Below are 13160 nucleotides of genomic sequence, written 5' to 3' on the forward strand. Positions count from 1 at the left end.
GCCATGTCGCCCACTGGCGTGCGGGCGGACCCTTGATGCCACGAATGAATAGAGTCGGCGCCTCACGCTGCCTCTGACGAATCCACCGTTCGACTTCGGCTACTAGCGAAGCCGAACCATTCCAAGACCGCGACCGCTTCGAGGCACGATGCAGCAGGAACAGGCGCGCAGGCTGTTCCTGTTCGAGTGACAGATGTACCCGGATGGATATCCGAGAGAGAGCCTCGAATAAGATCTCAAGCCTAGGTTGAGTCGGCGTCGGCTGCATGCGTCCCCCCTTGTGGAGCACTGCCGTCGCTGAATCTTACTGGCCCTCTGCCCGCAAAGAGCAACGCCGGAGCCCTCGAATCTGAGAGGAACTCCGGCGTCAGGTGCTTCACTCGAAGAGGCGCGCTTCCCTCAGGGAGCGCGCCTCTCGTCGTCTGGACTCAGGCCGCGGCCACCGAGGAACCATCCTGCGTCGACGCGCCCTGGGGCGCGGGCGGCTTCTCTTCGTCCGTGCCGTGCATCATCCGCTTCAGGATGGGCGCCACGCCCAGCAGGATGAGTCCCGAAAGGCCCGTGCCCAGGCTGATGTAGAGGAACACGTCGAACTCACCCAGCTTCTCCGAGTACGCGCCGATGACGCCGGAGAGCTTGTTCGCCGCTGCGTTCGCCAGGAACCACACGCCCATCATCGCGGAGACGATGCGCGCCGGCGCCACCTTGGACACCATCGACAGACCCACCGGCGACAGGCACAGCTCACCCATGGTGTGGAACAGGTAGGCCAGGATGACCCAGTGCGCCGCCGCCTTGCCCATCGTCGCGCTCTGGCTCGACGCGCCCAGCATGAAGACGAAGCCGGTGGACAGGAAGACGAGCCCCAGGCCCATCTTCACCGGGATGCTCGGAGCCTTGCCCCGAATCGACAGCCAGCTCCACAGCCCCGCGAACACCGGCGCCAGCGCGACGATGAAGAACGAGTTGAAGTTCTGGAACCACGTGGTGGGAACCTCCCAGCCGAACATCGTCCGGTCGACCTTCTCGTTCGTGTAGAGGTTCATCAGGCCACCGGCCTGCTCGAAGCCCGTCCAGAACGCCACCACGAACACCGCGATGATGAAGATGACGACGATGCGGTCAATCTCGTCCTTGGAGAACCCCTTCTTCTCCGCGGTACCGTTGGCCCGCGCCTCCAGCGACGGCTTCACCGGCGCCAGGCCCACCGGGCCCAAGAGCTTCTTCTGCATCAGCATGAAGACCACGAGGCCCAGGAACATGCCCACGCCCGCGGAGCCGAAGCCGTAGTGCCAGCCGTACTTCTCACCCAGGGTGCCGCAGATGAAGTTGCCCAGCATCGCGCCCAGGTTGATGCCCATGTAGAAGATGGTGAAGGCGCTGTCGCGACGACCATCCCCCGGCGCGTACAGCCCGCCCACCATGGTGGAGATGTTCGGCTTGAAGAAGCCGTTGCCCACAATCAGGAAGCCCAGGCCCGCGTAGAACATCGTCACGTTGGGGAGCGCCAGGACGAGGTGGCCGATCATCATCAGCGTGCCGCCGAGCACCACGGCCTTGCGCTGACCGATGAACCGGTCCGCGATGAAGCCTCCGACGATGGGCGTCAGATACACCAGGCCGGTGTACGTCCCGTAAAGGCTGAGCGCCTCGCCAGTGGTCCACCCGAAACCACCGTTGACCTTGCTCGTGAGGAAGAGGACGAGCAGGCCTCGCATGCCGTAATACGACATGCGCTCCCACATCTCGGTGAAGAACAGGAGATACAGCCCTCGCGGGTGCCCCTGGCGGGCAGCGCCCGCGGCTACGGTTCCTTGCATGCCGTGGTTTCCTTCGCTTCGGTGGTCGGGTGTGACTGAAAGAGCACTTGACTGTAGCAGACAGCGCAACAGCTATGCGCAAGTGGACAACAGGGGCGGCCGAGAATTCCCCAGCCCCCTGGCCCGCTCAGTTCACGTCAGGGCGCGTCGTGAAGCCCGCACCTCAACCCAGCCGACCCACGCGCGACTCACCCTGCCCCTCGGAGCCGTTGCCTGACGAGGAGCGTCCCCCTGGGGGACGAAGGGGCAGGTGCACCTCTACCTGAGTGCCCTTGCCCGGCGTGCTGCGGACCTGAATGCGCCCGCCATGGCTCAAGATGATGCGCCGGCTGAGAGCCAGGCCCAGGCCCGTCCCCTCGCCCGCGGCGCGGGTGGAGAAGAAGGGCTGGAACAGCCGCTCCATGTCCTCGGCGCGGATGCCCACGCCATTGTCGCTGATGGTGACGACGGCCTCGTCGCCCTGGCAGGCCGTGGCGACGCGGACGCGACCCTGCTCACCCACGGCGCGCAAGGCGTTGTCCAGGAGGTTGAGCCACACCTGGTTGAGCGAGCCGGGGTCTCCCTGGATGGGCATGGTGCACTCGTAGGCCCGCTCCACGGTGACACCCGAGGGCACCTTCCACGTCAGCACGCCAAGCGTCGAGTCCAGCAGCGTGTCCAGCGACAGCATGATGGGCGCGTCGGAGGAGCGGGTGAAGGCGAGCAGCGACTCGGCGAGGTGGCGGATGCGCTGGCCGCACTCCTCCATCACCTCCACCATGGCGCGGCTCATCTCCGCGTCCGGAGAGCTGTCCGACAGCACCTCCTTCAGCGGCGTCAGCGCGTTCATCAGCCCGTTGAGCGGATTGCGCACCTCGTGCGCGAAGCCCGACGTCAGCAGGCCGATGGCCGCCAGCCGCTCATTCTCCGCGGAGCGCACCGCCGCCTCGCGCAGGCGCAACTGCGTTTCGATTCGCGCCAGCAGCTCGCGCGGGCTGAAGGGCTTGCCCAGGTAGTCATTGGCGCCCGTGCCCAGCGCCTCCACCTTGGCGGAGACCTCCTGCCGCGCGGTGAGCAGGATGACGGGGATGTCCACCGTCGCGGTCTGCTCGCGCAGGGCCACCAGCATCTGGAGGCCGGACAGCACGGGCATCATCACATCCGACACGATGAGGTCCGGCCGCTCCGCCATGGCGCGCTGCCGGCCCTCCTCGCCGTTGACGGCCTCCATCACCCGGTAGTGCTGCTTCAGCAGACCCGCGATGAAGCCGCGAATCTCCACGTCGTCCTCCACCACGAGGATGCGGGGCGCATCCGGCCCCGGCCCCGCGTGGTCCCTGGCTGGAGCCACCACGGACGCGCGGCCGTTGTCGGGTACACCCGTTTCCAGCGATGGGAACGAGCCGGAGATGCGGCGCTCCCGGCGCACCGGCATCTCCGCGCGGCGCCGCTCGCGCAGGTCCTCGCGGATGTGCGCGCGGCCCTTGGGCAGCCGCACGCGGAAGGTGGAGCCCTTGCCCAGCTCGCTCGTCACGCTGATGCCGCCCGAGTGCAGCTCCAGCGTCTCCTTCACCAGCGCAAGTCCAATGCCCGTGCCGCCAAAGCGACGCGTGCCGCTGTTGTCCGCCTGGGCGAAGCGGTCGAAGATGACCTTCGTGTCCTGCTGGGAGATGCCCTGGCCGGTGTCCTCCACGTCCACCAGCACGTCCTTGTCGTCCTCGTGCACGCGCACCGTCACCCCGCCCGTCTGGGTGAACTTCAGCGCGTTGGACAGCAGGTTCTGGAAGACGATGTCCATGCGCTCGTGGTCCACCTCCACGGGCGTCACCTCCTGCCCCTCCAGGCGCAGGTAGACGTCCTGCCGCTCCGCCATGGCGTGGAACGGCGGCAGCACGGTGCTCAGGAAGCCGTTGAGCTCCAGCGGCTGGTAGCGCAGGCGCGCCTTGCCCGACTCGAGCTGCGCCAGGTCCAGCAGGTTGTTGATGAGGCGCAACAGGCGCTGGGCGCTGCGCTCCATGGTGGCCACGTGCTGCATGACCACTTCCGGGTTGTTCTCCTCGCCCCGGCGCTCCAGCGACTCCAGCGTCAGCAGGATGAGGGTGAGCGGCGTGCGAAGCTCGTGGCTGACGTTGTCGAAGAACTCGCTCTTGAGCCGGTCCAGCTCCTGCTGGCGCAAGAGCGCGTCGCCCAGCTTGCCGTTGGCCTCCTTGAGGGCCTGGGTGCGCTCCGCGACGCGGTCCTCGAGGGCCACGTTGGCGCGGAAGATTTCGTCGTAGCGCTGCTGCAGCTCCACCAGCGAGCCCATGATGGCCTGGTTCTGGGAGCGGAGCGCTTCGTCCTTGCGCTTCAGCTCGCGCCGCCCGTCCAGCCAGCCGCCCATGGAGAAGCCGGCGGTGGCCAGCGACGCCACGCCGAAGACGGGGTGCGCCCAGCCCAGCGCGCCAACGACGAGCCCGCTCACCGTGCCCAGCAAGAGGCCCAGGTGGTGGCCCCACTGCGACATCGGGTCCGCCCACGAGAGGTGATAGCGGCAGACCGGCGCGCCCAGCACCTGACACTCCGACTCGCGAACCTCCGCGGGCAGCAGGCCCCAGATGGTGGGGATGGAGGCGAACTGCCCCATGCGCAGCTCACAGATGTTGCGGCTCTTCTCCGGCGTCTTGCTGGAGTACGTGAGCACCAGCTGCTTCTGCTCCAGGAACTCCACGTGGAAGCTGCCCACGCGGTTGTAGCTGGGCGCCAGCTCGATGGTCTTCAGGTAGCACATGCGCGGCGAGCCGAAGGCCCGCAGCAGGTAGAACGCGAAGCCCATCGCCTCCGGCGTGGCCAGGAAGAGGCCCGCGTTGCGCATGAAGTGCACATCGCCGGACTCCTTCATCAAGAGCGCGGACAGCCGCTCCAGGAAGGGCAGCGAGATGTAGTTGGCGTGCGTGCGCAGGTACTCCAGCGACAGCGGGATGTCGTGCCGGGCCCACAGCGCCTGCAGCCGCTCCACGCCATACGTGCGCTCGAAGTACAGCAGCAACGTGGACGTCGTGCGCACGCTGACTTCGGGGGCATTGTCGGGCGTCTCCTGCCCCCCGCCTGACATGACTTCCCCTATCCCTTCGCTCAAGCACGCACTCCCTCGGTGACGACCAACACCGAATACTTGAGCGTATCCGGATCTCGCAGCATCCGCAGGTAGGCCTGGCAGAACTCACCATAGGCGACCTCGGAGCCGAAGGCGGGCGTCACCACGGGAGCCAGCGCCGCGAAGCGCGTCTCCCAGTCCGCCAGGAAACGGTCATCCGCCGTGCCGGCGACGACATACTGGGGCGTCACGTGCACCCGGATGTCGCGCAGACCCGCCCGACGGAAGGACTGGAACAGCTTGCGCCCGACGAACAAGTCGAACCCCTGGGAGGCGAGCCCCCGCTCGAAGCACCGCGCGCCCTCCTCCAGCCCCGCCGGGAGCGGCCAGTTGTTGAGGCCCTGACCGTCGATTTCGGACACCACGACGCGGCCACCTGGCCGGGTGACGCGGATGAGCTCCGCGAGGGCGGCGTCCCGGTCCGACAGGTACTCCAGCACGTACTGGCTCCAGGTGTAGTCGAACGCGGCGTCGGGCAGGCCCGTGCGGCGGATGTCTCCCCGGATGAAGCGCGCCTGGGGCAGCCCCGCGCAGCGCTGGATGGCCTCGGCCAGCCGCACGTCGCTCAGGTCCATGCCCAGGACGCTGCCCTCACCGCCGACGATGCGCGCCATGGTCCGAGAGATTCCACCCGGGCCGCAGCCCGCATCCAGCGCCCGGGCTCCCGGCGTCAGCCCGGTGGCCAGTAGCAGCGCGCGGGCGTCGTCCGCCTGCTCCTGAAGGAGCAGCCGGCGCGTCTCCGCCTCGGACTCCATGATGTAGCTCAAGCCTTCCCCCGCGCCGCGCGGCCGCGAGCCCGCGCCTCTCCTCCCGTGCGCTGGACACGCTCGAAGATGGAACGGAACAGCTCCACCCACCGGCGCACCATGGAGCGGTGGAAGAACCACTCGGAGAAGCGGCCGTGGGACGTGAAGCCCGCGGCCTCCAGTGCCTTGAGGTCCTCGTCGGCCGCGAGCGCCACCACGGCGGAGCGTCCGTGCTCCCGGGCGTGCTCCTCGCAACGCTGGATGAGCGCGCGCACCGCGGCGGCCTCGTCCGGATGCCCCGGCTCCAGCACCACGAACCAGAAGGCATTGGTCTTCTCGATGAGGTTGATGCCCGGGCTGCCCTCTTCCTGGAGCGCGATGGCCAGCGGGCCCGTCTCGCCATCCACGACGAAGACACGCCGGGCCCGGTGCAGCCCGTGGGCCGCGTAGCGCGACGACAGGGCCTCCAGCCGCATCTGGTCCGCTTGCAGGTCCTCCGCGAGCACGCGCACCACCTCGCCCCGCTCCCGCAGGAAGAACTCCAGGCGCGCGCAGTCGGCGTCGGACGCCTCGCGCACCGCGGGCAGCGAGCCCTGGGGCGAAGGCTCCGTGCCGTCCAGCTCCAGGCGCATGTACTGGAAGTGCCGCAGCCAGCTCAGCCCGTGGCTGTCCATCACGCGCAGCAACCACGTGCCGAGCCGGCTCGGCCACCGGTTGTCCTCGCGCCAGGAGAAGCGGATGAAGTCGATATCCTCGTGGGCCTCGCCCAGCTCGATGGCCAGCGCGGACAGTTCGTGGGCAATCTGGTCCTGCCGGTGGAAGCCCGGCCGCACCGCCAGGTGCTGCACCAGCCACGTGCGGGAGTGGATGCGCAGGCCCGCGACATGCCCCTGCACGCCATCCGCGTCGTTGTAGACGAGCGAGCTGCCCAGCTCCCCGGACGCGCACAGCTGATGGTGCGTCCGCTCCAGGTCGTCGAGGTATCTGGCCTCGCCCCCGAAGGGGTAGTCCGGATGGAAGCCGTAGTGGGCCGCCTCCATCATCCGCCAGATGTCCTGGAACGGGAACCGTCCGCCGTCCGCCACCGTCTGGTTGCGCGAGGAGATGAAGGCGGAGAGGACCGCGTTGCGGACCGAGGGAGGAACCTCCAGGAACCGCACGCCGCAGCGGTACGGCCGCAGCGGGTTGTCCGCGCCCTCACCAGAGGACACCCCATCCACCGAGCGGACCTCCGCGCGGCACGCCACCTCGCTGCCGTCGGGCAGCAAGAGCGACATGTCCAGCTGGGAGCCGGCGGGCAGGACTTCGCAGGAGGCGTCGATGGCGAAGGACAGGCCGCGGCTGCTCATGTCCAGCACGGAGCGCGTCATGCGCTTGCCGCTGAACGGCGCGCTGAAGGAGACGAGGAAGCGGTGGTCCGGTCCCGGGCGGAAGCGCTGCAGGCCCCGCCGGTTCTGCACCCCCAGGGTGCGCGGCACGCTCAGGGTGACGGCCCCCTCCCCGCGCTGCAGGACGCTGGTGGCGCCCAGGTAGCTCTGCCCGCTCACCTCGAAGGAGAGGTTCAGCACGTCGCCGGCGGAGATGGGGCAGCCGCCGACGTTGACACCCCGCAGCACCGAGCGGCCATCGACCAGGTCCACCAGGGGCGCCTCGAGGATGAACTGCACCGAGGGCGTGTCCGGGTAGTGCACCCACAGGGCGGAGCCCCGGCGGACCGCCTTGCGCAGGGCGGCCAGCACACTCACCGGGTCGCGCACCACGGCGAGGGGCGCCGCCGACGTCTCCTCCAGCGAGCCGCTCCAGGAGAGCCCCAGCCGCAGCGCGTGCTCCGCGCCATTGCGCACCGGACTGACGTGACGCACCAGGGCCCGGCGGGACTTCAGGACCCAGCGGCCCTCGCGTTCGATGTGCAGATCATCCAGCACGGCGCCGGGAAGGAAGGCGCCTACCGACGCATCCATGGGGACCTGGAGCGCGGCGCCGAAGTTGCCCACGTCCAGACAGCGCGCGGTGTAGCCCCGGCCCAGGAGCCGGAAGCCCGCTTCCATCCGCGAGTTGGGCGTGACGCGCGCGGAGGCGCGAAGCTGGAGGATGTTGGTGATGCGCCGGCCCAGCTCGGGGATGGTGAGACTGTCGTCCAGCGTATTGAAGACGTGCCCCTCCGCGGCCGTCTCCACGAGCTCCTCCAGTCCCTGGCGGTCCGACTGCGCGCACACGAAGACGCGCACGGCCTCCGGGGCGGCCCTGTCGACATGTCTCAGGAAACGCCGCGCGTTCTCGGGGGGCGCGATGATGAGGGTGGGCGCGGAGGACTCCATCCTCCGTGTGGCTTCGACCTGGGACTCCACCGCCACCACGCGGTGAATTCCCAGGACCTCGGCCAGCGCGGCGCGCCGGCCCTCGTTCGGATGCACAATCAGGACGTCCTGAGTGGGGACACTCATGCTCTCTCCTCAACGGGAAAGGCGTTCAGATGGAGAAGGGGCAGAGCCATCGTCTGCCCACGGGCCACAGGTCCGGTGCCGCCCCCTCTCCACCAGCCGATCGCGTGTTCTCGACCCCGAATGTGTGGCTGGTCCAAGCTTGACAGCAAGGCGACTGCCTCCCTCCGGGCCGACCCGGAGGATTGCGCGCAGTCTACCCTCTCCGCGCCGTCAGGTGATGCGACCATCCACCGCTCTTGCACGAAGGGGGACGGTGGCAGAGTCGACCCAGGGCGCGCCAGCGACAGGCGTCCGTCCGCCCGGCAGCCAACTTCCGACGAGGTGGCCTGGCACCGGCGGGCGAGTTAAATGTCGACCAGGCCAGGAGGGCCCATGAGCACCGAGGTGGATTACGCGCAGGAAATCCAGGAGCTCAAGCGTTCCATGAACGCTGTGATTCTTGCGCACTACTACCAGGAGAGCGAAGTCCAGGATGTCGCGGACTTCGTTGGAGACAGCCTCGCTTTGGCGCAGGCGGCGGAGCGCACGGAAGCGGACGTCATCGTCTTCTGCGGTGTGCACTTCATGGCGGAGACGGCCAAGATCCTGAATCCGACGCGGCAGGTCCTGCTGCCGGACCTGAAGGCGGGGTGTTCGCTGTCGGACCGGTGCCCGCCCGCGGCCTTCAAGGTTTTCAAGGAGAAGCACCCGGGCGCCTTCGTGGTGAGCTACGTCAACAGCTCCGCGGCGGTGAAGGCGATGAGCGACGTCATCTGCACGTCCTCGAACGCGGTGAAGATCGTGAACCAGGTGCCCCGGGACCGGCAGATCCTCTTCGCCCCGGACCAGCACCTGGGACGCCACGTCATGAAGCAGACCGGCCGGGACATGGTGCTGTGGCCGGGCAGCTGCATCGTCCACGAAATCTTCAGCGAGAAGAAGCTGGTGGGGCTCAAGGTCGAGCATCCGGACGCGGAGGTCGTCGCCCATCCGGAGTGTGAGCAGGCGGTGCTGCGGCACGCGGACTTCATCGGCTCCACGAAGGGGCTGTTGGATTACGTGCTCAAGAGCCCGAAGCAGAAGTTCATCGTCGTGACGGAGGCGGGCATCCTCCATCAGATGAAGAAGGGCGCGCCCCAGAAGACCTTCATCCCCGCGCCCCCCGACAACGGCTGCGCGTGCAACGAGTGCCCGTACATGCGGCTCAACACGCTGGAGAAGCTCTGGAAGTGCATGAAGGAGCGGACCCCGGAGCTGACCATGCGGGAGGACCTGCGCGAGGCGGCCCGGGCGCCGTTGCAGCTCATGCTGGAGTGGTCCAGATAGAGCGGAATCTGTCGTCACAGCGGACATTTGCCAACTCGCGTCTTGCGCCGGAAAGGCCGGGGTGCAATGGAGCCATCCGTGGCCTTCCGATTTCTCGCAGTCCCGTCGCACCGGCTGGTGAATCACCCCCAGTCGCTGCCGGTTGATGAGCGCCTCGAGCCGGACCTCCCCCCGGTCCATGAGGCGGTGGAGCGTGCCCTGGCGGGCGCCGAGTTCCGCGATGTCCGCGCCAAGGACCGCATGCGCGCCCTGCTCCAGGGGGACCGACCTCCCACGCTGGGGTCCCCCGAGGCGGGGTTCGGTCCGTCGGCCGTCTTCGCCCAGCCGCCCCAGGACCTGCCCGCGCTGCTCAGGCTCGCGGACGAGCTGGAGAGCCTGGCCCGTCGCGAGGCCGGCGAGCGCGCGCTGGTGTGGAAGTGCGGCGACTGCGGTGCCCGGTACGCGGTGCCCGTGGCGCTGGTGCGGCAGGTGTCCATCCGCTGCGAGCGGTGCGGGACGCCGGTGGAGCTCAACGCCACCCGCAGCCTGGGCGAGGAAGCCCTCATCGACCCGTTCCAGGGCGCGGTGAACCACAGCCGCAAGGAGCTGGCGGTGTTCTTCCGCGAGGCCATGGCCCGGGGCTGGCCCGTCCTGGTGGCCGAGGACAAGCGGGTGGCGGCGGCTCCGAGCGGCCCGTCCGCCTGAAGCGGTCCGCGGCATACAAAGCGGTTCTCGCGCCGGACGGGGGACGGTAGCCTCCGCCGCTCATGCGGCACGCGCTCGTCCAGCTCCTTCGTTGCCCTCGCTGCCGCAGAGGCGCCCTCCGTCCCGAGGCGCCCACGCCGGTGTTGATGTTCGGCCCCCTGCGCTGCCCGGAGTGCCGCGCCAGCTATCCGGTGGCCGAGGGCGTCGCCGACCTCGTGCTGGAGCATGGCTCCGCCGGAGGACTGCAGCGGGGCCTGGAGAGTCGCTGGGTGGCTCGCTCCTACGAGCGACATGTGCGCCCCGCGCTCCAGCGCGCCCTCTTGCACCAGCCGCTCGACACGGACAGCGAGTACCTCCTCTACCGGAGCCTGCTGGGCACACCCGACGGACCGGTGCTGGACCTGGGCTGCGGCACGGGCCTGGTGGCGAGGCGGCTCGCACGAGAGCCGGCCTTTCCCCTCGTCGCGGGCCAGGACCTGTCCCCCGCCATGCTGGAAGAAGGCGTGGCCCAGGCACGCGAGGCGGGCGCCACGGTGGACTTCCTCCGGGCACAGGCCCCCGCGCTCCCCTTCCTCGACGGCACGCTCGGCGCGGTGCTGATGGCCGACTCGCTGCATTACCTGGAAGACCTGGGCCGGCTGATGCTGGAGGTGGCGCGGGTGCTGCGTCCAGGGGGCCGCTGGGTGGCGAGCACCTATGCGCCGCCGGGCTCCGCGTCCGGATTCCTGCACCGCCGCGTGGGCCTTCACCCTCGGGCGGAGGCGACACTGCGCGCGGCGACCAGCGCGGCGGGACTGGTGCGCTTCGAGCGCGTGGCCCTGCCGCCGCTGCTGGTGCTCAAGGCGGAGAAGGGCTCCGCCGAGTCGCTCAGATGAAGATGCCGGCGGAGGCGTCGTAGCGACGGGCCTCGTCCAGCTTCAGCTCGGCGGGACGGCCGCGCAGCGCGTCCATCACCTGCCGCTTGGGCTTCTGGCACTTGGAGCACTCGCACGAGCCCTTCTTGCAGGTGCAGTCCGCCTTGCTGCCACACTGGCACTTGGCGGCCATCAGCGAGTCGAGCGCGTCCAGCGGACGGTCCACCTCACCGCCCGTGGGCCGCGCCTTCTCGGGGGCGGGAGCCGCCTCCGGAGAGGCGCTGTCGGGCGACGGCTTCTGGGCCTCCGCCGACTTCTCCCGTGCCGCCTGGGCGTGGGTCTCGCAGGCGCTCGCCGCGCGGGGAGCGAGCAGCAGCAGACCGCTGGCCAGCAGCCCCGCGGCCACCATCGTCGCGTTGCGTGTCATGTGCATGCTCTCCTTCGGGAGACTCTCGGCCTCGGCTCCCGTCCATCGGCGCCTATAGCGCAGCCCCCGTCGACTGCCAAGGTCGACGGCCATACCTTTGTCTACCCCGACGCGTTGCTCCAGACGCCCCGCGTCGGTTGCTCGCCGGGCAGGGAAGCGGCGCATACAGTCCGGCACCTCTCGTGACGAACCCCAACGCTCGCTTTATTCACATCGCCGCCCTGGTGCTGGGCGCACTGCCCCTCTGGGTTTCGCGCCACCTGCCCATGGTGGACCTGCCGCAGCACCTGTACCTCATCTCCGTGCTGCACCGGCTGGATGACCCGAGCACGTTGTACCCCCAGCTGTTCGAGGCACGACACGCGCTGACGCCCTACCTGGGCTACTACTACCTGGTCAGCGCGCTGAACTGGCTGTTGCCGCTGGACCTGGCCAACCGCGTCTTCCTCACCGCGTACGTGGTGGGCCTGCCGCTGAGCCTGGGCTTCCTGCTGCGCTCGCTGGGCCGGCCCACGTGGCCCGCGCTGCTCGCCCTGCCCTTCGCGTACGGCGACAGCTTCGGCTGGGGCTTCATCAACTACTGCGCGGCCCTGCCGCTGACGCTGTTGTGCTGCGGCTTCTTCGTGCGGGCGCTGGAGGACGTGCCCCGGCGACGAGGCTGGACGGCGGCGCTGGCGGTCTGCCTCGTCACGGTGCTGCTGTTCCATGTCCAGGCCTTCGGGTTCCTCGCGCTCGGACTGCCGTGGCTGCTGCTCACCACCGCCGTGCCGGAGGACGCCACCGCTCGCGGACTCGCGCAGCGGCTGCGGCCCCGCGTGCCGGCCCTGCTGGGCGTGGTGCCGGGCGTGGCGTTGTTCCTGGGCTGGGTGGTGCTGCGCTTCGGCGAGCCGCCGGACATCCAGCCCGGCGCGCCCTGGAAGGCGTGGGGCCCGACGTTCTCCCCGCAGAACCTGGGCTGGAAGAGCTTCGCGCAGAACCGCGCGGAGCTGTTCGACGTGCTCGCCAACACGCTGCGCGACGGCTCGGACCGGTGGGCGATGTACGCGGTGGGCGCGGTGGCGCTCGCCGGCTGGGTGGCGGCGCTCGTGCGTCCGGGGCCCACGGGCACACAAGGTCCGGTGGCACGCGCGCGGCTGCTGGGGCTGGGGGTGCTGGCGCTCGCGCTCTACTTCCTGCTGCCGTTCGATATCCGCGGCTACGTCTACTACCTCAACACGCGCTACGCGCACCTGGCCGCCGCGCTGCTGGTGGCCACCGCGCCCGCGACGATTCCGGAGTGGCGGCTGCCCCTCAAGTGGGCCGCCGCGGCCTGCACGCTGGTGCTGGCCTTCACGCTGGGCCGGGGCTTCCGCGCCTTCTCCCGCGAGGCGACGGAGTGGGAGGGGCTGGTGGCGGCCACCGCCCAGCGGCCTCGTGTCATGGGCCTCATCTATGACCCGGGCTCGCGCGTGGTGCGCTTCCCCGTGTTCATCCACTCCGCGGCGGTGCTGGCCCGTGAGCGGGGAGGCGTGCCGAACTTCACGTTCGCCTCCACGCCGCACTCGCCGCTGCGCTATCGCGACCAGGTGCCGCCCACCTTCCCGTCCGAGTGGCGCCCGCAGGACGTGGACCTGGACACGCAGGGGGCCTGGTACGACACCTTCGTGGTGCGCGGCGTCCACCCCTCGCAGGTGTTCGGCGCGCGACTCCAGACGGAGCTGACGGTGGTGGGCCAGTCGGGCCGAAGCTGGCTGGTGCGCCGCCGCTGAAGCCGCGCCGCGCGCGAATG

General features: G+C 69.5%; 9 protein-coding genes. 4 read left to right on the plus strand and 5 right to left on the minus strand.

What is annotated here, in order from left to right; genetic code table 11:
* Positions 1–428: 428 nt before the first annotated feature.
* From HUA75_RS20360 to HUA75_RS20375, 4 genes are all read right to left on the minus strand, one after another.
* Positions 429–1820, minus strand: a complete 1392-nt coding sequence (locus HUA75_RS20360; RefSeq protein ID WP_141647078.1) for a peptide MFS transporter — start codon at positions 1818–1820, stop codon at positions 429–431.
* A gap of 163 nt (positions 1821–1983) precedes the next feature.
* Positions 1984–4890 carry an ATP-binding protein gene (locus HUA75_RS20365; protein WP_174476784.1) on the minus strand — a complete coding sequence of 969 codons (2907 nt, stop codon included), beginning with the start codon at positions 4888–4890 and terminating at the stop codon, positions 1984–1986.
* Positions 4891–4910: 20 nt separating this feature from the next.
* Positions 4911–5699: a methyltransferase domain-containing protein gene (locus HUA75_RS20370; protein WP_174454914.1), complete on the minus strand. Its 789-nt coding sequence runs from the start codon at positions 5697–5699 to the stop codon at positions 4911–4913.
* On the minus strand, positions 5696–8122 hold the full coding sequence (locus tag HUA75_RS20375) for a PilZ domain-containing protein (protein ID WP_141647076.1): 2427 nt from the start codon (positions 8120–8122) through the stop codon (positions 5696–5698). The genes HUA75_RS20370 and HUA75_RS20375 overlap by 4 nt, the downstream gene beginning before the upstream one ends.
* 372 nt (positions 8123–8494) lie before the next feature.
* On the opposite strand from HUA75_RS20375, the gene nadA reads away from it, so the two are divergent.
* The 3 genes from nadA to HUA75_RS20390 all read left to right on the plus strand — a co-directional run bounded on the left by nadA (position 8495) and on the right by HUA75_RS20390 (position 10986).
* Positions 8495–9427: a quinolinate synthase NadA gene (nadA, locus tag HUA75_RS20380; RefSeq protein WP_141647075.1), complete on the plus strand. Its 933-nt coding sequence runs from the start codon at positions 8495–8497 to the stop codon at positions 9425–9427.
* 78 nt (positions 9428–9505) lie between these two features.
* Positions 9506–10111 (plus strand): hypothetical protein, encoded by a 606-nt coding sequence (locus HUA75_RS20385; protein ID WP_141647074.1) that lies wholly within the window; start codon positions 9506–9508, stop codon positions 10109–10111.
* A gap of 62 nt (positions 10112–10173) precedes the next feature.
* A complete protein-coding gene (locus HUA75_RS20390; RefSeq protein WP_174487333.1) occupies positions 10174–10986 on the plus strand; it encodes a class I SAM-dependent methyltransferase in 813 nt (270 codons plus the stop codon).
* On the opposite strand, the gene HUA75_RS20395 is transcribed toward HUA75_RS20390, so the two are convergent.
* Entirely contained in the window at positions 10979–11392 is a 414-nt protein-coding gene (locus tag HUA75_RS20395; protein WP_174487334.1) for a metallothionein, read from the minus strand. The two genes, HUA75_RS20390 and HUA75_RS20395, sit on opposite strands and share 8 nt — an antisense overlap.
* Before the next feature lie 182 nt (positions 11393–11574).
* Between HUA75_RS20395 and HUA75_RS20400 the strand changes: the two genes are divergently transcribed.
* Positions 11575–13140 (plus strand): hypothetical protein, encoded by a 1566-nt coding sequence (locus HUA75_RS20400; RefSeq protein WP_174487335.1) that lies wholly within the window; start codon positions 11575–11577, stop codon positions 13138–13140.
* Positions 13141–13160: the final 20 nt, after the last annotated feature.

The organism is Myxococcus sp. CA040A (assembly GCF_013336725.1).
Classification (GTDB): domain Bacteria; phylum Myxococcota; class Myxococcia; order Myxococcales; family Myxococcaceae; genus Myxococcus; species Myxococcus llanfairpwllgwyngyllgogerychwyrndrobwllllantysiliogogogochensis.